The organism is Pseudomonas sp. stari2 (assembly GCF_040760005.1).
Lineage (GTDB): Bacteria > Pseudomonadota > Gammaproteobacteria > Pseudomonadales > Pseudomonadaceae > Aquipseudomonas.
Genome location: NZ_CP099760.1, coordinates 1678948 through 1704510 on the forward strand (window position 1 = coordinate 1678948; position 25563 = coordinate 1704510).

At 55.2% G+C, this 25563-nt stretch carries 35 protein-coding genes; 16 read left to right on the forward strand and 19 right to left on the reverse strand.

Annotated features, from left to right (window positions below):
- Position 1: 1 nt before the first annotated feature.
- Together NH234_RS07610 and NH234_RS07615 are read right to left on the reverse strand one after the other, a co-directional pair.
- The gene (locus tag NH234_RS07610; protein WP_367256164.1) at positions 2 to 1237 is read right to left on the reverse strand and encodes an aminotransferase class I/II-fold pyridoxal phosphate-dependent enzyme; all 1236 of its coding nucleotides are present in this window, start codon (positions 1235 to 1237) and stop codon (positions 2 to 4) included.
- Positions 1238 to 1446: 209 nt separating this feature from the next.
- Positions 1447 to 1935: a DMT family transporter gene (locus NH234_RS07615; RefSeq protein WP_367256166.1), complete on the reverse strand. Its 489-nt coding sequence runs from the start codon at positions 1933 to 1935 to the stop codon at positions 1447 to 1449.
- Positions 1936 to 2013: 78 nt separating this feature from the next.
- On the opposite strand from NH234_RS07615, the gene NH234_RS07620 reads away from it, so the two are divergent.
- The 8 genes from NH234_RS07620 (at position 2014) to NH234_RS07655 (ending at position 7825) form a co-directional block, all read left to right on the forward strand.
- The gene (locus tag NH234_RS07620) at positions 2014 to 2925 is read left to right on the forward strand and encodes a LysR family transcriptional regulator (RefSeq protein ID WP_367256168.1); all 912 of its coding nucleotides are present in this window, start codon (positions 2014 to 2016) and stop codon (positions 2923 to 2925) included.
- A gap of 20 nt (positions 2926 to 2945) precedes the next feature.
- Complete coding sequence (locus NH234_RS07625; protein WP_085729970.1) at positions 2946 to 3677, forward strand: hypothetical protein; 732 nt, start codon at positions 2946 to 2948, stop codon at positions 3675 to 3677.
- Between the two features lie 35 nt (positions 3678 to 3712).
- Complete coding sequence (locus NH234_RS07630; RefSeq protein WP_085729971.1) at positions 3713 to 4429, forward strand: hypothetical protein; 717 nt, start codon at positions 3713 to 3715, stop codon at positions 4427 to 4429.
- A 3-nt stretch (positions 4430 to 4432) separates the two neighbouring features.
- Complete coding sequence (gene fos / locus NH234_RS07635; RefSeq protein ID WP_367256169.1) at positions 4433 to 4849, forward strand: fosfomycin resistance glutathione transferase; 417 nt, start codon at positions 4433 to 4435, stop codon at positions 4847 to 4849.
- Between the two features lie 60 nt (positions 4850 to 4909).
- A complete protein-coding gene (locus NH234_RS07640; RefSeq protein ID WP_085729973.1) occupies positions 4910 to 5548 on the forward strand; it encodes a LysE family translocator in 639 nt (212 codons plus the stop codon).
- A gap of 77 nt (positions 5549 to 5625) precedes the next feature.
- Positions 5626 to 6975: a bifunctional diguanylate cyclase/phosphodiesterase gene (locus tag NH234_RS07645; protein ID WP_085729974.1), complete on the forward strand. Its 1350-nt coding sequence runs from the start codon at positions 5626 to 5628 to the stop codon at positions 6973 to 6975.
- Between the two features lie 118 nt (positions 6976 to 7093).
- Positions 7094 to 7249, forward strand: coding sequence for a KGG domain-containing protein (locus NH234_RS07650; RefSeq protein WP_082302357.1), 156 nt, complete (start codon positions 7094 to 7096; stop codon positions 7247 to 7249).
- A 75-nt stretch (positions 7250 to 7324) separates the two neighbouring features.
- On the forward strand, positions 7325 to 7825 hold the full coding sequence (locus NH234_RS07655) for a DUF4142 domain-containing protein (protein ID WP_085729975.1): 501 nt from the start codon (positions 7325 to 7327) through the stop codon (positions 7823 to 7825).
- Between the two features lie 46 nt (positions 7826 to 7871).
- On the opposite strand, the gene NH234_RS07660 is transcribed toward NH234_RS07655, so the two are convergent.
- Positions 7872 to 8282 (reverse strand): low affinity iron permease family protein, encoded by a 411-nt coding sequence (locus tag NH234_RS07660; RefSeq protein WP_367256172.1) that lies wholly within the window; start codon positions 8280 to 8282, stop codon positions 7872 to 7874.
- 212 nt (positions 8283 to 8494) lie between these two features.
- On the opposite strand from NH234_RS07660, the gene NH234_RS07665 reads away from it, so the two are divergent.
- Entirely contained in the window at positions 8495 to 9580 is a 1086-nt protein-coding gene (locus NH234_RS07665) for a type I restriction endonuclease (protein WP_367256173.1), read from the forward strand.
- A 162-nt stretch (positions 9581 to 9742) separates the two neighbouring features.
- Positions 9743 to 10513, forward strand: coding sequence for a trans-aconitate 2-methyltransferase (gene tam / locus NH234_RS07670; RefSeq protein ID WP_367256174.1), 771 nt, complete (start codon positions 9743 to 9745; stop codon positions 10511 to 10513).
- Positions 10514 to 10553: 40 nt separating this feature from the next.
- On the opposite strand, the gene NH234_RS07675 is transcribed toward tam, so the two are convergent.
- Positions 10554 to 11282, reverse strand: a complete 729-nt coding sequence (locus NH234_RS07675; RefSeq protein WP_367256176.1) for a class I SAM-dependent methyltransferase — start codon at positions 11280 to 11282, stop codon at positions 10554 to 10556.
- Positions 11283 to 11809: 527 nt separating this feature from the next.
- On the opposite strand from NH234_RS07675, the gene NH234_RS07680 reads away from it, so the two are divergent.
- Entirely contained in the window at positions 11810 to 12178 is a 369-nt protein-coding gene (locus NH234_RS07680) for a hypothetical protein (protein WP_367256177.1), read from the forward strand.
- Positions 12179 to 12258: 80 nt separating this feature from the next.
- Here NH234_RS07680 and NH234_RS07685 read toward each other — a convergent pair whose 3' ends face one another.
- The 3 genes from NH234_RS07685 to NH234_RS07695 all read right to left on the reverse strand — a co-directional run bounded on the left by NH234_RS07685 (position 12259) and on the right by NH234_RS07695 (position 13517).
- Positions 12259 to 12657 carry a hypothetical protein gene (locus NH234_RS07685; protein ID WP_367256178.1) on the reverse strand — a complete coding sequence of 133 codons (399 nt, stop codon included), beginning with the start codon at positions 12655 to 12657 and terminating at the stop codon, positions 12259 to 12261.
- 216 nt (positions 12658 to 12873) lie between these two features.
- A complete protein-coding gene (locus tag NH234_RS07690) occupies positions 12874 to 13068 on the reverse strand; it encodes a hypothetical protein (protein ID WP_367256179.1) in 195 nt (64 codons plus the stop codon).
- Positions 13069 to 13112: 44 nt separating this feature from the next.
- On the reverse strand, positions 13113 to 13517 hold the full coding sequence (locus tag NH234_RS07695; RefSeq protein WP_367257136.1) for a type II toxin-antitoxin system HicB family antitoxin: 405 nt from the start codon (positions 13515 to 13517) through the stop codon (positions 13113 to 13115).
- Positions 13518 to 13738: 221 nt separating this feature from the next.
- Here NH234_RS07695 and NH234_RS07700 point away from each other — a divergent pair, with 221 nt between their 5' ends.
- Positions 13739 to 13975 (forward strand): tail protein X, encoded by a 237-nt coding sequence (locus tag NH234_RS07700; RefSeq protein WP_367256180.1) that lies wholly within the window; start codon positions 13739 to 13741, stop codon positions 13973 to 13975.
- The gene (locus NH234_RS07705; RefSeq protein WP_367256181.1) at positions 13963 to 14262 is read left to right on the forward strand and encodes a hypothetical protein; all 300 of its coding nucleotides are present in this window, start codon (positions 13963 to 13965) and stop codon (positions 14260 to 14262) included. Before NH234_RS07700 ends, NH234_RS07705 begins: the two co-directional genes overlap by 13 nt.
- Positions 14263 to 14426: 164 nt before the next feature.
- Here NH234_RS07705 and NH234_RS07710 read toward each other — a convergent pair whose 3' ends face one another.
- Entirely contained in the window at positions 14427 to 14837 is a 411-nt protein-coding gene (locus tag NH234_RS07710; protein ID WP_367256182.1) for a PaaI family thioesterase, read from the reverse strand.
- Positions 14838 to 15310: 473 nt separating this feature from the next.
- On the opposite strand from NH234_RS07710, the gene NH234_RS07715 reads away from it, so the two are divergent.
- Positions 15311 to 16510, forward strand: a complete 1200-nt coding sequence (locus tag NH234_RS07715) for a tyrosine-type recombinase/integrase (RefSeq protein ID WP_367256183.1) — start codon at positions 15311 to 15313, stop codon at positions 16508 to 16510.
- Positions 16511 to 16530: 20 nt separating this feature from the next.
- Here the strand turns inward: NH234_RS07715 and NH234_RS07720 are convergent, their stop codons facing one another.
- From NH234_RS07720 to NH234_RS07765, 10 genes are all read right to left on the reverse strand, one after another.
- Complete coding sequence (locus tag NH234_RS07720) at positions 16531 to 17400, reverse strand: hypothetical protein (protein ID WP_367256185.1); 870 nt, start codon at positions 17398 to 17400, stop codon at positions 16531 to 16533.
- A 77-nt stretch (positions 17401 to 17477) separates the two neighbouring features.
- Entirely contained in the window at positions 17478 to 17681 is a 204-nt protein-coding gene (locus NH234_RS07725) for a helix-turn-helix transcriptional regulator (protein WP_367256186.1), read from the reverse strand.
- Positions 17681 to 18295, reverse strand: a complete 615-nt coding sequence (locus tag NH234_RS07730; protein ID WP_367256188.1) for a hypothetical protein — start codon at positions 18293 to 18295, stop codon at positions 17681 to 17683. Before NH234_RS07730 ends, NH234_RS07725 begins: the two co-directional genes overlap by 1 nt.
- Complete coding sequence (locus tag NH234_RS07735; RefSeq protein ID WP_367256189.1) at positions 18292 to 20106, reverse strand: DNA cytosine methyltransferase; 1815 nt, start codon at positions 20104 to 20106, stop codon at positions 18292 to 18294. The genes NH234_RS07730 and NH234_RS07735 overlap by 4 nt, the downstream gene beginning before the upstream one ends.
- Positions 20099 to 20464 (reverse strand): hypothetical protein, encoded by a 366-nt coding sequence (locus NH234_RS07740; protein ID WP_367256191.1) that lies wholly within the window; start codon positions 20462 to 20464, stop codon positions 20099 to 20101. Before NH234_RS07740 ends, NH234_RS07735 begins: the two co-directional genes overlap by 8 nt.
- Positions 20461 to 20892, reverse strand: a complete 432-nt coding sequence (locus NH234_RS07745; RefSeq protein WP_367256192.1) for a hypothetical protein — start codon at positions 20890 to 20892, stop codon at positions 20461 to 20463. Before NH234_RS07745 ends, NH234_RS07740 begins: the two co-directional genes overlap by 4 nt.
- Positions 20893 to 20950: 58 nt before the next feature.
- A complete protein-coding gene (locus tag NH234_RS07750; RefSeq protein WP_083366740.1) occupies positions 20951 to 21268 on the reverse strand; it encodes a pyocin activator PrtN family protein in 318 nt (105 codons plus the stop codon).
- A 158-nt stretch (positions 21269 to 21426) separates the two neighbouring features.
- Positions 21427 to 21711 carry a phage antirepressor KilAC domain-containing protein gene (locus NH234_RS07755; RefSeq protein ID WP_367256194.1) on the reverse strand — a complete coding sequence of 95 codons (285 nt, stop codon included), beginning with the start codon at positions 21709 to 21711 and terminating at the stop codon, positions 21427 to 21429.
- A gap of 11 nt (positions 21712 to 21722) precedes the next feature.
- Positions 21723 to 22313, reverse strand: a complete 591-nt coding sequence (locus NH234_RS07760) for a hypothetical protein (protein ID WP_367256196.1) — start codon at positions 22311 to 22313, stop codon at positions 21723 to 21725.
- Positions 22310 to 22486, reverse strand: a complete 177-nt coding sequence (locus NH234_RS07765; RefSeq protein WP_367256197.1) for a hypothetical protein — start codon at positions 22484 to 22486, stop codon at positions 22310 to 22312. The genes NH234_RS07760 and NH234_RS07765 overlap by 4 nt, the downstream gene beginning before the upstream one ends.
- 235 nt (positions 22487 to 22721) lie before the next feature.
- On the opposite strand from NH234_RS07765, the gene NH234_RS07770 reads away from it, so the two are divergent.
- Positions 22722 to 24011: an AAA family ATPase gene (locus NH234_RS07770; protein WP_367256199.1), complete on the forward strand. Its 1290-nt coding sequence runs from the start codon at positions 22722 to 22724 to the stop codon at positions 24009 to 24011.
- Positions 23998 to 24831: a DUF4435 domain-containing protein gene (locus tag NH234_RS07775; protein ID WP_367256200.1), complete on the forward strand. Its 834-nt coding sequence runs from the start codon at positions 23998 to 24000 to the stop codon at positions 24829 to 24831. The genes NH234_RS07770 and NH234_RS07775 overlap by 14 nt, the downstream gene beginning before the upstream one ends.
- On the opposite strand, the gene NH234_RS07780 is transcribed toward NH234_RS07775, so the two are convergent.
- Positions 24832 to 25563 (reverse strand): S24 family peptidase, encoded by a 732-nt coding sequence (locus NH234_RS07780; protein WP_367256202.1) that lies wholly within the window; start codon positions 25561 to 25563, stop codon positions 24832 to 24834. It lies immediately after the preceding gene.

Below are 25563 nucleotides of genomic sequence, written 5' to 3' on the forward strand. Positions count from 1 at the left end.
TTCAGCGGTCGCGATGGCAGCCGCGAGTCAGTAACAGTCCGGTGATCAAATCACAGAATTGATGGATCAGTGTCGATTCCATGTCGGCGCGCAGGGTCACGCGGATCGCGGCTTTACCTTGAGCCACCACCGGAAAAAACACGGCGCTGGTGAAAAAGCCGTGTTCGGCCAGTTCAATGGCGATGCGAGTGGCCAGGGCGGCCTCGCCGCAGTTGATCAAACGGATGGCCATGGGGCTGCCGTGCTGCTCGGTGCTCAGCAGGCTGTCGAACAGGCGAATATTGGCCTGGAGTCGAATCTGCAACGCGCGCAGCTCTGCACTGCGATGCAGCTGGATCGAGGCCAGGCCCGCACCGATGGCCGCGCAATTGAGACTTTGCGACCAATTGCTCGGCCCGCCGTAACGCTGGATCAATTTCTTCTGCCGCTCATTGCCGAGCATCACCAGCCCGCCGCTGGCCCCGAACGATTTGGCCAGTGACGCGACGATCAGACAGTCCTCATCCAGCGCCGGCATTCTTGGCCGTACAAGGCCGGCGCCGTTACTGCCGACCGCCGACAACGCGTGGGAATCATCGAGATAAAGAAACAGGCCGTAACGTTCTTTCAGGTACAGCAGACCGTCCAGATTGGCCACGCCGCCCATGCTGTAGGCACCGTCGGCGATATAGGCGACCGTTGTGTGGCGCTGGCACACCGATTCGAGGAAATCCATGTCGTTGTGGGGACAGGTCAATACCTGAGTTTCATCGGCGCAACTGGCCTTCAGGTGATTCATCGAATAGTGAGCCAGGCGATCGAACACCATCACCGGTGGTCGGCCCTGGGTAAACACACCGCTGGCCAGCAGCGGCAGGATGCCTGCGCTCGCGGCGCTGCAGGACAGAGTGCTCAGACACACGGCGCCAAACAATTGCGACAGTTCGCTTTCGTATTGATCGAGCAGCGCCAGCTTGCAGCGGTTTTTTGAGTTGGCAACGCGCAGTGTGCCGGTTTCCCGCAGGGCCGCGATGGCGCCTTCCAGCAGGGCAGGGTGGTGGTCGAGGCCCAGATAGGACGTGGTGCAGAAATGATGAAGTTGGCGCCCGTGTTGATCGAGCAAGTGGTTGCAGCCTTTGACCTCGACATTGAGAGCAGCGATTTTTCCGGCTTCGGCAGCCTCCCAGTCATGGTCGGCCAGCGCGATGACTTTGCGATAGTTGGAGAAAGTGTTGAGGGAATCCGTCAGATGATTCAAAGGCAGCTCTCCTTGAGCATGGCAATCCATGGGGTGTTGCAATTTGTGTGTGTTGCCAGACTTTACAGAGAGCGATGCGGGGTCAGAATCGGCCATATCCGATAGCGCTGAGGGCTGTTGGAGTTTTGCTTGTAGGGCGATACCTCGCAGGGTTGTAAGGCGGTGAAATGCCCGACAACCCTGATAGTGAAGGGCTTACCTTTGCCCTGTTATCCAGCGGCGGTGGCACTCTTTTCCAGCGCCGGGGAAAACTGGATCAGCACCACGCCCGCCATCAGCAACACCGCGCCGAATACCCTGGGCAGCGTGAGTTGTTTCTCCAGCAGCCCGAACCACCCGAAGTGATCCAGTACCATCGAGGCCAGCACCTGTCCTGCCAGTGCCAGTGCGACAAACCCCGATGCCCCGAGTTTCGGTACCAGCACCACCGCCAGTGCCACAAAACACACCCCGAACGCACCACCGGCCCACATCCACAGCGGCGCCTTGCCGATGAATGCCAGTGACGGCAGCGGCAAGCGCAGCGCGGCAATCACCGGCAACAACACCAGCACGCTGACCAGCAATGACGCCAGCGTCGCCCATAACGGATGACCCAGCCCCCGGGCCAGGTTGGTGTTGATCGCACTTTGAAAGGGCACGACGGCCCCGGCCAATGCCGCCAGCAACAACAGGCCGGCCCAATGCAACATACTCATGATCGTTCTCCAGCAAGGTTTTGCTGGACTCTAGGGTATTCGTCGAGCAGATTTAAATTCTGTTTTGTCATGCGGAACATGCATCAGATGAATGATCTTCGGCGCATCGATCTTAACCTGCTGGTGATTCTCGACGCCTTGCTCAGCGAACAACACGTGACCCGTGCGGCCGAGCGTCTGCACTTGAGTCAACCGGCGGTCAGCCATGCGCTGGCCCGTTTGCGTGACTTGCTTGGTGATCCGCTGTTGGTTCGGGCCGGTTCGGGGCTGGCGCCCACCGCTCGGGCGTTGGAGTTGGTTGCGCCGCTGACCGAGGCCCTGGCTCAGGTGCAATCACTGCTGGCGCCGAACACCTTCGACCCGGCCAGCGCGCGTCGGACTTTTCGGCTTGCGATGTCGGACTACGGCGCGGCGATTATCCTGCCTGGTTTGATTCGTACATTGCGCGCGGAAGCGCCGGGTATCGATCTGCAAATCAGCCATGCCAGTCGCGAAGGGATGGTCGAGGGGCTTCTCAACGGCGACATCGACCTCGCTGCCGGCGTGCTCCCGGAGTTGCCCGGCGAGTTGTGCAGCACGCCGCTGTTCGAAGAGCGTTATGTCTGCCTGCTGGATCGCCAGAGCCTTCCCGCCGAAGGTGTTCTCGACCTGCCAACCTACCTTTCCCGACCCCACGTCCTGCTGGAAATGCGCGGCAGCGGCACCCCCGAAATCGAACGTACCCTGACCGCCCTGCGCGAGCGCCGCCGAGTTGCCGTCAGTCTGCCGCACTGGAGCGTCGCGCCGCAGTTCATAAGTGGCACGGATCTGATCCTGACCGTAGCTTCGCGAGCGTTGAAGGATGTGGATGATGACTCGCTGATCGTCGTGCCGCCGCCGTTCGAGATCGCACCATTTACCTTTGTCTCGGCGTGGCACAAGCGGCGGGGCGGGGATCAGGCGTTGAACTGGTTGAATCGGCGGATCGGGGAGGGGATAGTGCGCGGCTGAAAAACATCTAGGAGTGGGGCGTGACAGTGAAGTCTGGGGTCGTTGGGTGGGTGGCGCTGTGTGGGGCGTTGATCGCGGGGCAGGTGTTGGCTGATTGCGTGCCTGCGCCGGTGGCGAGTGAGCTGGATTTCTCCGTGTGCAAGGAGTGGCCGGCGTATCCGGGGCTAATCATTAACGCCAAATCGGAGCGCGTCGCCGCACCTGAAAATACCGAGATGAATGCTTCCTATGATTTGGACGTGTCTGTTTTGAAAGACGGCCAAACGGATCCGATTGCTAATCATCACCAGGCTTCTGCCTTCAAGGTAGATGGCATAGCGTTTCGGGAACTGGCGCTCGATACGGCTCGATACACGCTTGCCCCAGAGCTTCGAGCCTTTGGAGTCCGGGTGCAGTTCACCAACGGATCTCGCCTCATACCGCTTGAAGAAACACATCTCTCTCTTTATGTGAGAGACGGCGCCAAGTTGCGCCCCGTCCTGCAGCGGTTAGTGGTTTATCAATACGGCGGTGAATGGGACGGTGAATGCACCGGCGAGCGATATGAAACGACCAGAACGGTAGAAATCGCCAAGACCAGCTCCCATGGTTATGCCGACCTGATCATCAAAACCCGACAGACAGGAACGACCAATGTCGTCAAAGGCGATGCTTGTGAAGACAAGATCAGTGTCGGCAGTCCGGTGTTGACGACAATTCACTACGACGGAAAATCCTACGTATTGCCTAAAGGTTTCCAGGCCATCGAGTGATACAGAACCAACGCGACTTATTTCAAGGAAGAACAATGCTCACCCCGACCCGACTTTTCATCGCCCTCAGCTTTTTCGCGATCACCGCCCAGGCGCAACCAGCCTGCGTGACAAAGAATCACGACGACCAATCGCTCTCTCGCTGCAAGCCATGGCCGGCGTTCAAGGAACAGGTGATTGCCCTCAAGTCCACGTATGTACCGGACGCTGGTAGTGACGATGCGGGTGTGTTTGATCTGGATCTGGCAGTACTGAACAGCACCAACGCCAAGCCGATTGCCACATACACCAAACCCGGCGCTTACAACTCCGATGCCATTCGGTTCGACGACCTGGTGATCGATACGGCCCGTTACAGGCTGGCGCCGGATGTCCGTGCCTTTGGCCTGCGTTCGAAGTTCGAGCACAGCTCCCGCGCCAATCCATACGCAAAAACCGATCTGGCGCTTTATGTGCGTGAAGGCGGCAAACTGCGCCCGGTACTGGAAGGTCTGGTGGTCTACAAGAATCATGGTGAGTGGATGGATGATTGCGAAGGTGAAGGGCAGCAAGTACGCAGAACCATCGAAGTAGGCCCGATCAGCCACAACGGTTATTCCGACCTGATCGTCACCTCAAGCGGCACGGCGATGAAAACCGTCAAATCCGGCAAGGAATGCGTTTCCCAGGATTCCCCACTGAAGAAAACCCAAATAACCCTGACCTACGACGGCAAGCAATACACCATCCCCGAAGACCTGCGAGGTTACTGACCGATGCTCACCGGCCTCAACCACCTGACCCTCGCCGTCAGCGACCTGGATCGCAGCCTCACGTTTTACCGCGACGTCCTCAAGCTGCGAGTCGAGGCCACGTGGGACGCCGGTGCCTATCTGTCGCTCCCGGGGCTGTGGTTGTGCCTGTCGCTCGATGCGCAACGCCAACCCGAGCCCGCTGCCGACTACACCCACTACGCCTTCAGTCTCGGCGCTGCGGATTTCCCGCTGTTCGTGCAGCAGCTTCGTGCCGCCAACGTGCAGGAATGGCGCGACAACCGCAGCGAAGGTGCGTCGTTCTACTTCCTCGACCCGGACGGTCACAAGCTCGAAGCACATGTCGGCGATCTGGCCTCGCGACTGGCCGCGTGTCGGCAAAAGCCCTATGTCGGGATGCGTTTTTTCAACGAGTCGTGAATATTCAAAAGCCGCTGGGATAGACTGGCGGCCACGTTTTCCGGCACTTGCAGGTTCCCCATGACTCCATCGTTGCTTATGGCCGTGCTGGCCTCGGGTTTCATCTACGGCATCACGCCGGGGCCCGGTGTGCTGGCGGTGTTCGGCATCGGCGCCGCGCGCGGTCGTCGGGCCGGGGCGGGTTTCCTGTGCGGGCATCTGCTGGGCGATGTGATCTGGTGCAGCACCGCACTGATCGCGATTGTCGGCGCCCGGGAAATCGGCAGCACCGCGTTCGATGTGCTCGGTGTGCTCAGCGGTCTGTACCTGTTCTGGCTCGGCTGGCGCGCCGTACGGGCCAAACGCAGCAACGGTGATCAGCCCCAGGGCGCGGCGCGTCAGCCGTTCTGGCACGGCATTCTGTTCGGGCTGACCAACCCCAAGGCCTACCCGGTGGCAGTGGCGACGTTCACCGCGCTGCTGTCGAGCCGCGCCGAACTGCTCAACTGGTCGATGCTGCCGATGCTGATCGCCTTGAGCTTCCTCGGCGGATTGCTCGCCTACGCTATTCTCATTGGCGTTGTCGGCGCCCGTCAGGTGCGTACGCTGTATCAGCGCCATGAACTGGCCATCACCCGATTGTGCGGGGTAATGTTCATCGGTTTCGCCATCAATGCTCTGGTGCATGCGTTGCCGGGGCTGATGCCGAGCAAGACTTGAAGAAAATCGCTGGGATGCGAGGTCGAGGTCAGGGACGGTTGATCAGTGCTGCATTGCCCGGACACCCACGCTGAACCATGGAAAGCCGAAATTCTGCGCCCTTGGCGAGTTACATCGATCTGTTGCTGGACGCCGTTTGTGCGGTCGACAAACAAGGTCGCTTCGTTTTTGTCAGCGCAGCCTGCGAGCGGATTCTCGGCTACACCCCTGATGAGCTGATCGGCCAGTCGATGATCGACTACGTCTATCCCGCCGACCGTGAACGCACCCTGGCCGCCGCCAGCGAGATCATGGGCGGCGAGCCCAAGCACAATTTCGAAAACCGCTACGTGCGCAAGGACGGCAGCCTTGTGCACATCCTCTGGTCGGCGCGCTGGTCGGAAGTCGATCAACTGCGCATCGCCGTGGCCCGGGACATCACCGAGCGCAAACTGGCCGAATCACGACAGGCGGCGTTGTATGCGATCTCCGAGGCGGCACATGCGGCGGAGGATCTGCTGGCGCTGTTCAAACGCATCCACACGATCATCGGCGAGTGGCTGCCGGCGCTGAATTTCTCTGTGGCGCTGTACGACGAACACTGCGCAAAACTGAATTTCCCCTACCACGTCGACGATGACGAGTTGCAACCGGAGCAACCCGGCACCGTGACCGGACGCCTGTGCGCCGAAGTGATCCGCAGCGGCCAGCCGATCCTGCTGACCCCGGACTGCCCGCACGCGCCGCCGGGTTTTGAAGCCTTGGTGGCGGGGCAGCAATCGCCGTGCTGGCTGGGTGTACCGCTGAACTCGAAGAACGGCACCATCGGCGCCCTGATCGTCAAAAGCCTGCCCGGCGGCGAGCGCTACACCGAGCGCGACAAGGAACTGCTGCAATACGTCTGCGCCCAGGTCGCCACCGCCATCGAACGCCAGCAACTGCACGCCCGTCTGCGGCGCATGGCGCAATACGATCAACTGACCCAATTGCCCAACCGCGAACTGTTGCGCGACCGCCTCAAGGCTGCACTGAGCCGTGCGCGGGAACAGTCGGGACACATGGCGCTGCTGTATGTCGATCTGGATCGCTTCAAACAGGTCAACGACACCTTTGGCCATGGGGTCGGTGACATGCTGTTGCAGACGGTGGCCAACCGGCTCAAGGGCTGTGTGCGCGAAACCGACACCGTGGCGCGGATCGGCGGCGACGAATTCGTGGTGCTGTTGCACAGCGTCCACGCCGCCAACGATGCCGACAGCGTGGCGGAAAAAATCCGACAGGTACTGGTGCAACCCATGCGCCTGGACGGGCACAACCTTCACATCGAGCCGAGCATTGGCGTGGCCCGTTATCCCGAGCATGGCGACGAGGAACAGCAACTGTTCCGCCACGCCGACCAGGCCATGTACAGCGCCAAGCGCCAGAATCATCGGCGGCTGGACAGCTGATTGGCGGTTCACCGTTCGTCGCGGCAACGGCAACTTTTCTAAACCTTTGGCGGTCAGGAAATTCTCAATCTAGGCGGGCACCTGCTCGCTTACGATCAATACCAAGAGGAAGAGAATCATGCCTAACTCAAGAAACTCGAACTCGGGAAACTTTGCCAACGATCGAACGAAGGCCTCTGAAGCCGGTCGCAAAGGTGGGAAAACCACCACCACGACTGTCGATAAAGAACCCAAGACTGAAATGGGCCGCAAGCCCGCTCAGAAATCGAAGTAGTCGGCGAAGGTTGTTTTGATTGAGAGGCGGGGGCGCAAGCTCCCGCTTGAATCTGCACAGAAGGAGGGCGCGACCATGAGCCGGATGGCCACCCGAGTACGCCGCATCAGTTTTGTCAGCCTGCTGGGGTTGTTTGCCAGCAGTGCGTTTGCCCAGTCGCCCGCCGACTTCATCAACGAAGCTTCGGCCAAAGGCATGGCCGACATCGAGGCCAGCCGCCAGGCCCACAGCAAGGCCGAATCCAAAGAGGTCAAGGATTACACCATCGTGGTCATCAACGACCGCACCACGGCCAACCAGCATCTGGCGAAAATCGCCAAGAAGCTGGATCTGCCTGTGGCCCCGCGCGAAGAACTGGCTGACAAGGCCAAGGCGCTGATTCCCGAAGTGAAGGACGGTGCGTCTTTCGATCAGGCTTACGCCGCGAGCCAGGTCAAAGCCACGGAAGAGGCCATCGAACAGATCCAGCAGGAAGCCCAGACTACCGACGTGCCGGAGATCAAGGCGTTTGCTGACGAGACTCTGCCAAAATTGCAGAGTCATCTGGAAATGGCCAAGGCCCTGGCCAGTCGCTAACTCCGAGGTAAGGTAAACGGCGCTCATGGCGCCGTTTTTGTTGTCTTCAACAGTCGTTCAGATCCTGCTTCGGCTTGCTCTTGTCCCCCAGACCTTCCAGATCAAACACCTCATTCTCGCCCATCGCCCGGTAATGCCGGCGCAGCGCTTCCAGCTGCTTGAGATCCAGCGACTCCAGCCCGAGCATCGCGTTCTGCGCTTCCTTGGTTACCCGCAGCAACTCATCGAGTTTCAAATGAATGATATCGGTGTCGCGGTTCTGAGTGTTCTGGATCAGGAACACCATCAGGAACGTGATGATCGTGGTCGAGGTATTGATGATCAGTTGCCAGGTGTCGTTGTAATCGAAAATCGGCCCGCTCAACCCCCACAACGCAATCAGAATCAAAGCCCCCATGAACGTCTTCGGACTGCCGGCCCAAAGTGCAAGCGTCTGGGAAATCTTTGCGAATTTCATGGCGGTGTTCCTTGTTGGTGAGCTTGAAATTCAGACAGTGGGGGAGGGAGGAAAATTCTGTTTACAGATGCTTGCGGTCGATGGGAAATGATTGCCTTGCATCATGGTTTTAGCGGGAAGACTTTCATTGTCTGGGTTTGCGTCTACGATCAAATGGCAATCAATTTGCCAGCATGCGAGTGCACGGATAGAAAACCAGTCAGAGGCCGCTCATGGAATTCTTCGAAAAATTAGCCAGTCTTGCCGCCAAAGTCCGGTTGCAGAGCGCTGCAATCCAGACTGAAGAGGCGACAAAAAATGCGTTTGTCATGCCCTTCATCAGTACGGTTCTGGGTTACGACGTATTCGATCCGACAGAGGTGACGCCGGAATTTGTCTGCGACATCGGTACGAAGAAGGGCGAAAAAATCGATTACGCGATCATGAAAGAGGGAGAAGTACAGATCCTCATTGAGTGCAAGAAGATCGGCGAACCCTTGCACATCAATCACGCCTCGCAGCTGTTCCGTTATTTCCACGTCACCAGTGCCAGGATTTCCATCCTCACCAACGGCCAGGTCTACAAGTTCTTCACTGATCTGGATGCGCCAAACAAGATGGATGAGAAGCCCTTCCTTGAACTGGACCTTCTGGATATTGATGAATATTCGGTGCCAGAACTCATCAAACTCACCAAGTCTGCGTTCGACGTTGATTCGATTATCAACGCGGCTGGTGAGTTGAAGTACGTCAGCCAGATCAAGAAGGTTATCGCCTCGCAGGTCAGCAAGCCGGATGACGATTTCGTCAAAGTGTTTGCTTCGCGAGTCTACGACGGAGTCATTACGCAGAAGGTACGGGATCAGTTTCATGAGCTGACGAGAAAGGCAGTCGTACAGTTCCTGAATGATCAGATCAATGATCGTCTCAAGTCCGCCATGAGTGGGGCGATCCAGCCGGCGTTGGCATCTATTCCGACGGTAGCCAGTGGAACAGATCCGGTCGAGTCTCGTGATGAGTCAGACGACAAGATCATGACCACTCTTGAAGAGCTGGAGGGTTATCACATTGTTCGAGCAGTCGTTCGATCAATTGTCGATGCCAAACGAATCGTACAACGTGACACTCAGAGCTATTTCGGAATCTTGCTCGATGACAACAATCGGAAACCGATTTGTCGCCTGCACTTCAATCGTTCGCAAAAATACATTGGCATTTTCGACGAAGAGAAAAACGAAACTCGCCATCCCATTAGCTCGGTAGACGATATCTACGAGTATTCGGAGCAGTTGAAGAAGACAGTTGGCTATTACGACTAGTGCGGAGTCTTTCCAATAAACCGGCCATCGGCCGGTTTTTTATGGAAGCGAGGTCCTCTAAAAGAAACACTCACTGCAGCCGCGTCTTAAGTCGGATAGGGAATGCACAGGGAGTCGATGTATCGTAGCGAACCACTGCAAAAGTCCTGACAGGAGAACGCAATGACCTGGTCCGCCAAGCAATACGTCGCTTTTGAAGATGAACGCACCCGCCCGGCCCGAGACTTGCTGGCGGCGATTCCCACGCCCGAGGTGCGGTCCGTGGTTGATATCGGGTGTGGTCCCGGTAACTCGACCGAGCTTTTGGTGGAGCGTTTTCCGGGGGCGAAAGTGCGGGGGCTCGACAGTTCGCCGGACATGATCGATGCCGCGCGCAAGCGTCTGCCGCAGTTGCAGTTCGCGGTGGCGGACATCGATAAATGGGCGGATGCAGGGCCATTCGATGTGATCTTTGCCAACGCCGTTTTGCAGTGGGTGCCGGATCACGCGACGTTGCTGCCGGCGCTGGCGAGCAAGTTGGCGCAGGGCGGCAGCCTGGCGATTCAGATGCCGGACAACCTCAACGAGCCGTCCCATCGGTTGATGCGTGAAGTGGCGGCCAACGGGCCGTGGGCCAGCAAACTCGCGGGCGCGGCGGGGCAGCGGACCGAGATGGCGGACGCCAGTGCCTATTTCTCGATGCTGCGGCCGCATTGCGCGCGGGTCGATGTGTGGCGCACCACGTATCACCACCAGTTGGCGGGCGGGGCCTCGGGTGTTGTCGAGTGGTTCAAGGGCAGTGGTTTGATTCCGTTCCTCAGTCCACTGACGGAAACCGAGCGGGAGGAGTATCTGGCGCACTATCTGGCGGAGGTCGCGAAGGCGTATCCGGCGCTGGCGGATGGTTCGGTGCTGTTGCCGTTTCCACGATTGTTCATTGTCGCCACACGTTGAAATGAAAAAGGGCCGATTTGATCGGCCCTTTCTTTTGCGGTCAGCGCTGTACGGCGACCAGCATCATCATCGGTCGCTCACGCTCTTCAGCAAGCGCCGGTTGCGCGGCCACTTCGGCATCGCTCGGGCCCCATTCATTGACGTGATGAATCGTGAACCCGGCGTCGATCAACGCATTGAGCAACGTGCCGACCGTACGATGCTGCTTGATCACACCGTCGGCCAGCCAGTTGGTCACCCGCTCACCCTCCATTTGATAACTGTCCAGCGGCCAGCGCTTGTTGCCTTCGCTGTCGATCAGCCAGCCCGGATTGCGCGGCGCCATGAAGATCGGGTGCTCGATGGAAAACACAAAATGCGCACCGGGTTTAAGCGCCGCGTGCAGCTTGGCGAACAGCCCCGAGAGATCCTTGATGTAATGCAGGGCCAGTGAGCTGTAGGCCAGATCGTAAGTGCACGCAGGCAAATCGAGGTGTTCCAGGTCGGCACGTTCGTAGCGGATGTTCGCGGCCGAGGTGGTTTCTTTCGCTCGTGCGAGCATTTTCTCCGAGACATCCAGCCCCAGCACCTCGGCTGCGCCGTGTTCGCTGGCCCAGCGACAGAACCAGCCATAGCCGCAGCCCAGATCCACCACCTGCAAACCGTGGAGGGAGGGCAACAAGGCTTTCAGCGCCGGCCATTCCGGCGCGGCATCGAGGCCGCCGATGGAGCGGTTCATCTGGCTGTAGCCCTGGAAAAATTCGGGGTCGTCGTAGATGTTCTGGGTCATGGTTTGGTGCTCGTTTGAATTTGATTTGGATGGCTCAACGGCCACGATCTGAAGTCCCTCGAAACGTGATGGCGCGTATTCGTCGATGGCCGCGCAGGGGGAGGGTGGTGGGTGATGGGGAAATGCTAGCGGGTCGTAGCGAGCGTGAGAACCGAACGAGTGTTGGGGATCTGTAAGCGCGGTTTTTCGATTCGGGATGTTTAAAGAGTGGGTCCTGTTTGCTGATCCTTCCCACAAGGTTTTCAGGTTGTCCGTCGGAAGTGCGGGCTCTAGCCTGTGAAGGTCGCTGATGAATCGGCGATCGGGATTGGAACCCCGCGGCTTTCCAAAAAAGCAAAAGCAGCTTTCATGACGTATGCTTGCCCGCCTTCATGGTGTGCACTCTGTTATGGCGGCTGTGCGCGAGAGACTTCGAGTCTGTCGGGCTTTTGGCTTTTTTCGCCCGGGTTCCAACTCGTGTACAGCTGCCACCTCTTCGATTGGAACCGAGTAGGTCAGCTCCACCTATCGACTAGAAAGAAGCCATTATGAAGAAGCCGACACCGAATCCCCCAGAAGTCGAAACCGACCCAACGTCCCCCTACACCTCAATCGACTCCAGAAAACTCAACGACGCCGCCAACCGCGCCCTCGATCACTATCTCTGCCCCGGCGCCAATGTCATGGGCACGACCAACCAGCCTGAACCGATGTTCCTCGCCAATCCGGCCTACAACACCGAATCCCTGCTCGCCAACGCCAGCGAATCCCTGGGCTCGGCCAGCGAAATGCTCAGCAACTTCGCCGCCGTGCTCGATCCGTCCCATCGCAGGACGGCACTGGGGATCGCACAGGTCGTGATGCTGGGGAAGTTGGCGGTCAATCAGGCGCTGGATCATGTTGAGGTGAAGGGCTGAATTGCAGCTGTTCTGGCAGGCATAAAAAAACCGGCTCATTGAGCCGGTTTTTCTTTACGAAGTTTGTCTCGTATAAATCTTCAAGGTGCGCAAGGCTCCAACTGATCGACATCAGTGCCACTGCCAGCGCTACGGTCAACCTCGCCATTGTTCCCGATATGAATTTTAGTCGTGGGCCATTTCGGAGTGATCCTGACGCAATGGTTTTGCCCGGAATTACGCCAATCAAACTCCATAAAAAATTCATCATCGGGAAACAGATGCCCTGGTCCGCCCGTAGACTCTCCGGGGGCAAGGTTTCCGCGAAAGATCTCATTTTGCGTATTCAGCACAAACCTCAAATCACCTGTGCCTTGTTTAGAGAAATCAATCTCAACGCGTGGCACTGCGACGTACCAAACCAGATACGTCAACACCACAAAAATAAGTAACCGCATGACGAGATAGAGCGGGCGTCGCTTACTTGCATTCGTGGACACGGACTACATCTCCCCATGTCCTGGCAATGAAAAATCGTGTTTATCGCCCAAGCGTGCGGAAGAAAGCATGAGTCGTCCTTGTTAAGTACGTCCGTTATCCCCAAGCGTCCTCTTGGGCGTGCGAATGCTAGCGGAATCTCAAGAACTGGTCGCTGGGAAACGTCTGAAAACATGGCGAGCATCACGCCATGTTTGTGTGCGGCGATTCCTACAGGATTACTGGTCGTTCGTTCGGATGTCGTTCTTTTCAGTGGACATTGGATAGTGCTCGTTCTCATATTGCTCGATAAGCACTGCGAGGTTTTCCAGTTCATTTCCATCGGACGATCCGGGCTCAGCCCCCCAGAGCTTTTCCATCCGTGCAAATGCAACGCTCAGGTCTTTTCGGTTACGGATGGTTTCGCTGTTCATTGCAGATTCTCCGTGCAGATCAGATCCATCGGGGTCGAGATTATTCACGAACTCAACATACGCAACGCAGCCGAAGCCAAAAATGCGGAACGACTCTTTTCCTCCGGATGCTGGCTGACGTGAAGGTCAATGCGGCTCAACAAATAGCCTGGGAGTGTGATGTTGACCTTTTGCGTATTCCCCAGGCACTGACTGATGTCCACATCCACCAACGCCCATACGCAGTTTTCAAACCTCGGATCGGAAATATGGTTACTGATCTTGTTGGCCGCAGGAATGACGGCATCGCTTTCAGCGAGAATCTCGATATGGGTTTCTATCGCCTCTTTCGCCATTTCCATTGCATGGTCCTGATCTTCTCCAGCGGAGAAGCAACCAGGGAGGTCTGGTACTTCAACACACCATGTTGAGTCGCCTTCGCTGGGAGATATTGCGATTGGATAAAGCATGCGGATCATTTCCCTTGTGGCCGAACGCTTCGACATAGCAGCGCTCACGACATGAGTGGCTGATTGGCAGTAGCGTAAGCGCAGGCGGGAGGAATTCAATCAACGTGTTGTTTCTGAATGGTTCAAAGTTGGTTTTGCGCAACCAAATCCGAACGTCGAACTGCTGCAGGGCGGGATCCCGCGCAAGCAGGCGTTCACCTTGGAGTTTGTGCGCTACAGCGATGACCTGCAGAACGTCTGACGGGGGGCTGCCCGACACCCGGTGCTACTATGCTTATGGATATTTGAGCGGAACAATCGAGGCGGTGCCGGATGCCAATCAAGGCTTGGCTGACGAACCGCAACCGTATCGCGCTGGAATCGTCATCGATCTGACAGGGAGGCCAATATTCATCGTCGCGAAAATACGGCAACATCTCCTGTCACTGATGAAGGAGGCGTGCGGATGTTTGATTTAGGGATTGCAAAGCTGCATGTAGGCGATTTAAGCCCTCACTGGCAGGGTGTTGCGAAAAATCTCGATCCTGAAGTGGTAATGGTTTGGGTCGTTTTTTTTGAGGGTAAAGTCTACGGCGTCTATTTGTCGGTAACAGCGGCAGCCAAGGCGGTTGCCAAGATTGAGGCTGATTTGGCGGCAGGACGAAAGCCTCAACCGCAATCTGCAACGAAGGTGCTGCTTGAAAAAAAGTCGAAAGAGGCAGAGCTGAAAAAGAACGGGTCATCTGACTCAACCCCGAAACCCTGATTTTTATTCCGTATCTTTGAGCCCGGCCACCGTGTCGGGTTTTTTATCGGCCAGCTATTCAGCTTTCTTGCGAGTCAGATCTCTAATCAGACCCTGGATTTAAATGGGACTGACCCAAAAAATATCCAAAAACCGGTCCAAGACCGGTTGGATTCAGGGAGATACTACTGCGGCACAGCAAACACTGCGCTGGCACGGGCAACCATTCGATCACCGACATGCAACCCGACAGTGGCAAACGCCAGCTGCCGTCCTTTTTTGGAGTGCTCAACGCGTACCTCGAGCCACTCATTGATCTGCACCGCGCTGAGATAATCCAGGGTCATACTCGCCGTGATCAATGGCAGGGGAGGGTCGCTGGAGAATGCCATGGCGTACCCCATGCCGACATCCGCCAAAGTCGCCAATACACCGCCATGCAACGTGCCCCGTCCATTGGCATGTCGTGCGTCTGTCCGCAGACCGATTTCCAGTTGCAGGCCACTCCCTCTGGTATAGATCGGGCCAAGCAAGTCGAGTAGCGGGCTGCTGCGAGTCAGCGGAGTGAAGCCCTCGGGAATAGCAGTGTCGTTCATGGTCAATCCCTGTGCCGGTTGGTTACCGGCTTCTTTGGCCTGAATACGGAGCGTTGCTTATGAGGGTTTAAACCTGACTTCGCCGTCGGAGAAGGATCATACGTATGCGGAATTTGCAGCGATAAGCTGATCACGATGGCGCCGACGGTAACGATCTTTGGATTTACCGATGAAAACTCAAACCCCAGACACAAAAAAACCGGCCATCAAGGCCGGTTTTTTCTGTTTGCGCATCCCCCGTCAAACCACGACGCAGGACATGAATTCGATTGGAGCGGGTGAAGGGAATCGAACCCTCGTTATCAGCTTGGGAAGCTTATGTCGGTGGAATATCACAGAGTCGCGGATGATATCCGTATTGTTGCTAAGGCATTGAAATTAAAGGGTCTGGATGCTGGTTTGGCGTATCAGTTTGTATCGGGTAATCTGCTATCAGTTTCGGCTAACAGACACCTTAAACGGACACCAGGTACATGCTAACAGACAAACAGTTACGCGCCATGAAGGCGGGGCCTTCCGACTATACGATTTCAGATAGCAAAGGGTCGCGTGGGGACGGCGCTCTGTACGTCAAAGTAAAGACGACGGGGGTGAAGGAGTTCTACCACGTACGGTTTGTTAACCAGAAGAAACGCCGCAAGAAGCTCGGCAACTGGCCAGCTCTGTCGTTGGCTGATGCCAGGCAGCTTTGCAACGCAGCAAGCGAACAAGACTTATCTGGAGCGTCATTGTCAGTGCTCCTAGACTCTTATGTCGCGAAGCTCAAAGAGGAAGGGGCGGCATCTCATGACGATGTGAAGTGGTCATTCAAGAAATATGTCACCGAGCCACATCCAGAGGTTGCGAAGCTACCGGCTTCCTTGGTGGAGCCTGGCCACATCAGGGACATTTTGTCGAAGATGATTCAGGCCGGTGTGACCACTTTTACAAACCGAGTCAGAGCCAGGCTGCACGCTGCGTTTCAGCACGGACTCAACCAAGAAAACAACCCTCGGGAGTATCTGAAAGACGCTGTTCAGTTTGGGCTGAAACACAACCCTGTGACGGGAGTACCGGTACAGAAAGACTGGGAGAGATCGGGGGAGCGAGCGCTATCCGTGAAGGAACTGGGCGTGCTGTGGAATCTTCTTCCTGAAGAGTTGAGTTTGGTGACGTCTGAGCTAATCAAGTTTCTAATTGCTACGGGTGGACAGCGACCGACGCAATTGCTGAGCTCGGACCGGAGTATGTATCACAAGGATCACGTCTTGATCCGGGATGCAAAAGGCAAGGTGGGGGAGCGCACTGTGCACACGGTTCCTCTTAACGCGCTCGCATTGGGTTGCCTGGAGCGATTGTCGATGATCACTGCCGAAAATAAATACCCGTTCTCCGGTAAGGATCTCACCGAATCAATTCACACTAACTCCTTGTCGCGGGCGGTCAGCAAGCTTTACTCAAGACACAAGAGTGACTTCGCGGGACCATTCACGCTGAGGGATATTCGAAGGACGTGTAAAACCTTGATGGGTGTGGCTGGGATCAGCAAGGAAATCCGAGACCGGATTCAGGGGCATGCCTTCTCTGATGTCTCGTCGAAGCATTATGATCGCTATGACTATTTCAAAGAAAAGCAGGCAGCACTGAATGCATGGGCTGCCTGGTTAGTAGGTGAAGCGAAAGTTATTAGTTAGCTGTCGTGAGCAAAGAATGGCTATGGTTTGGTCGGCGATAACAGACGGTTAATGGCATTGGTGATCTCTACCTCATCCTTTAGAGCTTGCGAAAGGCGGTCTGACAACTCACCCAGAATGATTCGCACGCTGGATGCCAAGCCTAGGCAAGTCTCATCATCGAGATTGTGGATCCCTTCGCTCAAAGCTCTGTACAAAAGCTTTAGCGGACTGTAGCCATTGATTAAAAGGCTTTCTGGTAGTGAATCTTTCGCCATGTCCAGTGCTTTTGTGAACTGAGTTTCAAGTAACGCAGCGTTTAGTATTTCAATTTTCTCTTTCGGTGCTCCGATTTTTTCGGATACTTTGACAACTTCTTTGAAGATTCTGTTTTTTTGATGTTCAACTACTCGGCGATAATATACAAACGCCCCAACTCCCAATCCTTGATTTTCGCAGCGCCTACCTTTAAGAAAATTATCTCGATCTGGGCCAATCAGTTTCAATAGTCTTGCTGGTATTGGTGGGCCAAATGTCGGGTGCTCTCCGAACTTAACCATTACGCCGCTAAATGTGGCGTTGTCTCTATGTGCTTTAATTGAGTATGTTTTTGTATTTATCTGGCAGTTGGCGCAGACATATGTAAGGTAGCAGTTTGTTGATTCTGATAAATCCATCGTAATGTTCTTGCCGTGGGTGCATCGATAAAATCTAATCCCGTTGCAAGACTCTTCAGTGCAGTGAAGTTGGATTTCAGGTGTTTTCAAACATACGCGCTGAAAGTTTCCTACCCATTTCTCTTCAATGAGATCGGATATATGTGCTGGTTGGTTGGGAGGGGAGGACTCCAGGAACTCAGCGAAGGATTGTGATAAAACTTCGGGGGATTCGACTACGGTTCCACTTGCCATATGAATGTCCGGGCCTGAAAAATGCGAAGGGCATATTTAGCGCCTTCGCATAGGTTTGTTCAATCCTGCGGCTCAATTTAGGCAGCGTTCGTCGTGTACCACTGAGTGGGATCAGCCTGCCAAGATGCTATCTCTGACGCTCGCCAACCAACACGGCCAGGCGAAATTCGTACCTGAGCTGGGAACCGTTTTGCTTTCACTTCGCGCCAGAGCGTGGCATGTGATAATGACGTTACGTTCAATACTTCGGCCTCCTTGAGGTATCTGTCCAGTCTATCCATCACAGATCCTCAAAGACTTGGATTGTTGGGGCGATATCGTCACAGAGTGGTTCTGCAGAACGGTCACATAGGGTTTGGTATGTCCTAGGTGCTCGCTTAAAATTCCATTTGGATATTGCAGCTTTCGTCCATTCTGCGGTCTCTTCGTCATCGCAAGTTTCGCAGTAAACTTTCGAGTTGTTGGCTTTGATTTCGGTATGCCCGTTTCGGCATGGCCATAATTTCCTACGTTCGGTTAAGTCGCCAGTCTCTGCCTCAGTGAGCCAAATTTTTGCATCCTTGTTGTGAGCGTTGATATAGATCATTTCTCCGTCAGGCCCTTGGTCGACTGCGTCTGCAGCGAGTACGAAAGTGTTCTCAAGTAGGTCGGCGTATTTCCTCAGAATTTCAATAGTGGCTTTAGCCTGAGTGGCATCCGGCTCGCTTAGTCCGCATCGCCCTTCGCTGATCCGCTTTTGTATGAGTTCGTGAATGTCTATGTAAAAGCTATTTTCGAAGTCGCCAGGGCCTTCGTAGGCCTTATTGGTGAGCCAAGAGTATGGTAGGTCAATCGCTATGTATGCCCCTAGTCCAGGGTAAATGCCGTCAACAAGACGGAAGTCTGGGGTCTTCATGCTGCTGCCTCCATCTCGCCGTTTCGTTGGGCCACACTTAGGGCTGTCGCTACAGGCTTCACCCAAATCGGTACGCTGTTTAGCATGAATGTCTCGCCAGCCTCTGCCAGTAGTAAGGTCGTTCCCATGACTTGAGCTATAGCCTCGGCTGCTGCCGGAGGTACTGCGTTACCGATCCGCTCGCGCCATGCTTGATCACTGAGGCCGTCGAGTTCGAACTGTTCTTCTGGATCGACCAGACTTTGCAGCGCGGCCAACTCCAGTGTGGTGAATGGGCGGTGCCAGGTGCCGTCTAGACTTTCGATCACACAGGTCAGTCGATCATCAGCCGCTGGCATGCGGGGATCCGCGACTGACCACCTGCCGTTGTCCTGGCGAGCGCTCGCTGACACCGCGCCAGCTTGGTCCCCCCAACCGACAACGCCGTAATGCCCTCCAGTCAGGTAAGCGTCGCCTTTCTGTCGCTTCATTCCTGGGCGAGGATCGGCGATGGAGAGGGCGCCGCTGGCTACCTGCTGCGAGCCGGTGACAGTGCCGGCGGTGCTTGCCCATGGGCACACGCCCAGCTTGCGATTGCTCGCTCCGGGGTGCCAGTTGTGATAGCGCGGATCCTGTACAGCGAATGCGCCCTGGCCGGTGGTGCTGCCAGCGATGACAGTGCCGGCGGATCGATCGAATGGGGTGACCAGGTATTTGCCGAATCCGTCTCCCGGCCGACGTGGATCCGCCACGCTGAATGTTCCTTGCCCGGGCGACTTCACGCCGATGAGCGCGCCGCTGGTCTCGTTCCAGCGGCGGACGCCGTATTGCTGGTATTGCAGGGCGCCGGCCTTGGCGCGTGGATCGGCTACTGAAAACGCGCCGTTGGTGGGGCTGCTGCGTCCGGCTACGGTACCGGCAGTATCACGCCACTCGTGCACGCCCAGATACCCTGCGCGGTATTCAGGCACGATCACCAGGTCGCGTAGGTAGCCATCCTCAATCACCAGATCGTTGAGGCTGCGCCAGTCTTTGCCAGCTTGTACCAAGGCGAGACGAACCCACGTCTTCCATTGCAATGCTGGAACCCGGTGCATTGGTCCGGCAGCTTCGATATCGCCGGCGAGTGGCATGCGGCCCAGAATTGAACCGACAGACTGCAGCGTCTTTTTTTCGGGTTCGTAGAGGAACGGTGGCACTTTCTCGACGTGGCGAGCCACCAGCAAAAAGCGCTTGCGGCTCTGCGCCAAACCGCCAATGACACCGCAATCGTGTGTGGTTTCTGCTACGGCGTAACCGTAGTGATTGAGCAGCTTGTTGATCTGGTCGAGTAGGTGTCGGCCACGAGTGGCCAGACGCGGCACATTCTCGAACACGATCAGAGAAGCCGGGTCGTCCTTCCAAGCTTCGCACATCAGCCAGATGCAGCGCAGTGTCAGTTCGTTCAGCGCCTGGTACTTCGGCGTGAGGCTCATTGTTTCGGACAGTAGGCCAGAGGCGCCTTTGCATGGGCTGGAAATGAACACTGCGTCGGGGCGTTCATTGTTCGCGGCGCGCCGAAGGTCGTCGGCGCTCGCTTCCCTCCAGCCTGCGGGCGGCTCTTTAGCGTGGAAGCGGGTGTACTGATCGCGGGTGAACAGATCCATCAACGTGCCAGGAACGCCGGACAGTCGCTCGAAGTCTCGGAGGCCGGCCGGATCTACATCTACGCCACCGATGCATCGCCACTCGGCTTGGATGTGTCCTACGACGGGTTTCGCACGGTTGAACCCTTTTGCGCCACCGCCCAGGCCACAGCACATATGGAAGTGCTTGAGAACGCGCTTAAGCATTGGCGTTCTCCTCACAAGTGGTCGCATACCCCACAACAGGCTGCGCGGGCGGGCGATTCGGAGCGATTAGCGTTGCATTGGGTGTGGCTGCCTCGCGCAGCCTTTCGTGGGGTATAAGCGCCTCGGTGGTGCTGCTGGAAGGAGCAATAATGCCTGCTGCTGCGCAGCAGAGGCTGTTTGTTTCTAGTGTGTCGACGCTGGCTTCCTCGCGGAGCAAAGCGGTCGGGGATTGGGTGTTGTGCTGGTCCTTTTGCATGCCGCTTTCCTCCGAGGTTCGATTGCGCGTTGGTCCATCAGCCGCTGGTGAGGCGTGAGCCGGGTTGCTGTGTGTGTGGGATTGGGAATTGGCCTGGCTCATGCGGCGCTCTCCTGATCTGCCGGCTCCAGCAGCGCAGCGATGGCGAGCGCCTGGTCGCGCAGGGCGCGGGTTTCGCGTTCGAGTTTTTTGCCGGTGCGGAATGCGGCGAATGTCTCGGCTGCGATCCGCAGTTTTTCAGCAATCTCCAGCAGGGTGATCCGTGCAGGTTCTCCAAGCTGCGCGGCCTCTAAGGCGCGTTTGTAAAAGTCGTAGAGTTGCTCGTGTTTGCTTTGAACCTGCTTGAGCGATAGCGTGAGGTTGCGGATCTCTTCGGATTTGTCAGCGCTCTGAACGGCTATGCCTTCGCTGTAGCCTTCTGCATAGCCCTCGGTGAGGCCGTTGCTGAAACCGTTACGGTAGGCGAGCCAGTAAATGCCGGCGGTCATAAGGACTATTGCTAACAGCGCGCAGATTTGAATTGCGGTCATGTGGTGTGCTCCTGGTGATGTTATTGGCTGGTGGTGGCAGCCGTTCGGTTTGTGGTTGTTACTCGTTGGTGTCGTCCTGCTGTCGCTGCATGTCTTCGTCGGCCTTGTAGGCGCGGATGTCGATCAGTGAGGCGACGTGGCGGATGTGGGCGTACTTCGGTGCTTTGCGGCTGGTGTCCAGCGTGGTGATGGGGAGCTGGATGCGGCCGCTGCTGATCTCGGCGACGAAGGATTGCTCGTTGAGATTGCGGAAGTACTGCTCGCGCACTTTGTCCAGCGGGATCAGGACGTCGCCGAAGATGCGGTAGAGCAGTTCGACGGTGGCTGACTCCGGTGCCGGGTGCAGGCGCAGCGGGTTTTGGGCTGTGTTACTCATGGCTTTGTTGAGCCTCCTTGCGTTGTTTTCGGGCCGGGTGGTTCCAGGCGTTCAGGCAGTGCCGTTTGGTGAGCTCGCGCAGATGTTCGGGCACTTCGAGGAGCGCGGCGCTGCGCTCCTCTCGTGTCCGCATGGCGATGATCTGGCGGGCGTATTCCCTAGGCCACGTCACGGTTGTCTGCCGGAGTGGCAGGCAGGTCGATGCCCAGCTGTTCGGCCAGCCAGTGGATGCCGGGTTGTTTCACCCTGGTCGACTGGCTGTACTGCATGCCGAGCTGGTCGTGGTACCACTGGCCGTCCTTGATGCGCATGTAGTCGCGGTCACGGTTGGGGTAGGCCGGTAGGTTCTTCTCATTGAGCAGGCCTTTTTCCCGCATGCGGGCGATGAGCTTTGGCCGGGTGAGGCCGAGTTGGGTTGCGGCTTGGGCGAGGGTGCGTTCCATGGCGTTCCCCCTCATGCCGCATGCGCGGCTGGGGTGGCCGCTGCGGCGAGGTGGTTGATGGACTCGGTTACCTTGCCGTAGATCTCGACATCAGTGCCGTACGCGGTGAAGCACCGGGTGTGCGGGCTTTTGTTGCCAATGCTCAGAATGGTGGTGACACCTGAGCGCGATTGAGTGCGGTGCAGCGCGACATGAAGGGGATAATCGAAGCCCATGTCGAGGCTCAGCACGCCGCCGGTGCGTACCAGCTCGAACACGCGCTGCTTGTCGGAGACTTCGAAGCGGCCGTATTCGCGGCTGGCGTGCGGGCGGTGCACCAGATCTGTGGTGTTGCTCGCGTCGAACGGGCCATTGGCGATTTCTTCGATAAAGTCGGCCAGCTTGAGGTGCGTTTTCTTGTCGTTCTGCAGGGTCAGCGTGTGGCGTTCGCTGCCCAGCTCGACGACGAAGGTGCTCTCCGTTGTGCCGCGTTCGACCTTGAGCCGGAACGCCAGGCACTCACGCTTGGGCGCTGTCCGGAGGACGTGGTTGAAGGTCTCGGTCAGGTTGACCTGGGCGTTGAGCAACTGCAGCGTGCGGTTGTCGATTTTGTACTTGATCATGCTGCATGCCCTCCGCCGTTCGGATCGAATGGGGTAGGGGTGCTGCGAGCTTGCTGCTTCGGTTTGGTGGTGACAAACGAGCAGCCGCTCTCGCGGGCCAGGCGGCGGATCTCGAAGATTCGGAAGGGGTCAGCAGCGGCCGGATGGACGTGCAGGGTTGCTGTGGTGTGCATGGTTTTGCCTCGCTCTGTGGTGGGAGAGTGAAGCAAATATCAACTGATGGTTGATCAATGTCAACCTGTGGTTGTTTTTATCCGTGCCGATGTGTGCTCGGGCACTGATTCAATGAGAACCAATGACATCCTCCATTCAAAACGCTAGCATTGAGCCATTATTCGGTGATGGGCGGCTTATTTAGATTTGATTAACCTAAACGAATAGTATTTAAGATAAATAATCAGGGCTGATATGTATAAAATAACGGAAGTAAAAATATCTGGCTTTTGGGGTAGTTATACAGCGCAGTTAAAATTTGGTAATGATGTAAACATAGTTATCGGAAAGAATGGTACCGGTAAAACTACGTTTATGAATATCCTGAGCGCTATTTTAACCGTAGACTCAGTCGGTCTGGATGAAAATGACTTTACTGAAGTTGTGATCAAGCTTAAAGATCGCTCAAAAATAAAAACAATAAAGGTAACAAAAACGTTAAATGGACCTTTTACCGTGGTCCATTATGCAATCTCTAGAGTGACGCATAGTTTTCCGCTCTTGTTGGGAGATGAGGCTCGCTTCAATTCTTTGGCGCGTCGTCGTGCTATAGAAGCTGTCTCTGAAGTAAAGGCAAGTATGGGAGAGTTTGTGTCAATTGCTTCGCTTTCCGTTTATCGGTTTAGGGCTGGAGCGGAGCAGGAGATACGAGAGAGAAGTAGACGGCTGTTGGGACCTGTAGATTTGCATTTAGATAGGTTGCTGCAAGGTCTCACTAGCTATCAGTTGGAGTTGTCGCAAGCAGCGAGAAATATTTCTCTGGAACTCCAGCGAGATGTACTTACGTCTTTGCTATATAGGGCTGGCGATACAAACAAAGCGGGCTATGCATTAGATTTTGATGAAGAGCGCGAGAGAAAAGACCTTGTGTCTGTTTATAAGAATCTAGGGATTTTTGATCAGGAAGTTAATAAGCGAATTCAGGATCACCTTGCGGCAGTTAAAGGTTCAGTAACAGCTATAAAAAAAACTCGAACGGAAAAATTGCCTGATTGGCAGGATATCGATTTCGAGCCACTTGAAGCTGCTCAAAGAGCTCATAGTATTTTCAAAATGTCATTAAAGGCAGAAGAAAAGACAAAGAAAATTTTTAGTCATGCTGATAGTTTCTTAGAGTTGCTTGGAAAGTTTGTAGATGGGAAGCGATTTAAGTTTGATAATGTTGGGCGGTTTGTAGTTGAAAAAATCGGATTGTCTAAAAGTACTATTGTAGAAAGTATTCCAGTAGAGAAGCTTTCCTCCGGAGAAAAGCAGCTAATAATTTTATTTGTTGAGGCTCTTCTCCAAAGGCAGCAGCCTTATGTATTCTTGGCTGACGAGCCGGAGATATCCCTCCACATTGCGTGGCAGCGGAACATCATCCCCGCTATCAGGCTTTTGAATCCCAATGCCCAGATAATCGTCGCTACGCATTCTCCTGAGGTCGCCGGGAAGTTCAGATCTAACACCATTGATATGGAGGATATGCTTCATGTCGATGCTTGAGTATTCAAGTGAGGCAATTAATGCCTTAAGCATTTTCATGCGAAGTGACTTTGTATTATTTGTTGAGGGGGATGATGATGTTTTGTTTTGGGAAACTATGTTCTCAGAATGTGCTAGCAATATTACCTTGGATATAAGACCTGTAGGTGGGGTTAATGATCTTGATCGGTATGTAAATGGTGTAGTTGCCGGTAATCTTCAATGTCTTGTTGCACGCGATTCTGACTATGCTCGAATTGTTGGGCGATTGCCCGAACATCCAAAAATATTATATACATATGGTTATTCTATCGAGAATACCTTGTATTCCGCTGGATTGATCGCAGAGGTGATTTACTTGTGGAGTAGGAAGGGAGTGGATCATTACTCCACAGTTGTAGAGTGGCTTGAAGGCTTCGTTAGTGGAGTTAGGCCACTTTTTGTGTGCGATATATTAAATTTTATGCACAATTTATCCGTGGATACGGGGGCGGGACATTGTCAAAAATTCATGGCGGGTAAATATTCTGAAGTAGTTGATGCGCAGAAAGTTCTTGATCACGTCCGGGATCTTGCTGCCTCTCATGCTGGGCTAGCTTTGGAGTCCAATGATATTTTGCCAGTGGAACATATATCACTGGCTAGAGTTATTAGAGGGCATTTTTTACAGTCGGGTGTGTTGCGTTATATAAATCGAAAGCTTAAATCTTTAGGGCGTAATACGAGCGTTTCTCAAGATGCGCTTTATGCACATGCTATTCAATACTTGAGAACTGGATTCTCTTGGGAAGATGAGGAGGGTGAGTTTTATAGAAGCAAAATAGTGGAGGCAATAAGTTAGCTACTCTGGTAGAAAAGATCCAACGATTTTTCCGCAGATGTGAGTTTCCTCCGTAATATCGATGATTGGATATTGCGGATTGATCGGTCTCAAATATTGTCGGCCTGCATCCTCCACCAAGACTTTGAAGGTAACCTCGTTAGTGCGAGGAACTCTCGCTATTACTCGGTCACCTGTTTTGGCCTCTGCCTCTGGATCAACAAAAATGATGCATCCCGTGGGATAGCTACGACCAGGTCCAGGATTGGTCATGGAGTCTCCTAGTACCTTCAATGCGTATCCATGATTACTGATTGCTACAGGGCATGAAAGCCAAGACTCTGGATCGTAAGCCTCAAAGTTCGAGGTCGCCTCACACCATGCCCCAGCTTGCACCCATGAAATCAAAGGTACTTTTCCAAAACGCTGATTGATTCTGCTGATATTGCTCTCGTCGCTTATGGGCAACTGATGAGAATCGCTACCGCCATTCTGTTCTTTCGGCAGGACTCCATATTCCAGCCATTCCCTGCGTACATTAAGCCAATTGCAAATTGCGGCCATGCTGTCAGCCTCGGGCATGGCTTCTCCGTTTAGCCATTTACTGATCGCCTGGGTTGTCTTATCCACTCCCGAGTTCTTCAGCTGACGATGAATGTCCACTCCACGACCACGGGCGCGTACGCCGGCATCGTCGAGAGCTTCATGTAAGCGCTCGCTGAAAGCTGCGCGGATAGAGTTTTTATCAACCAT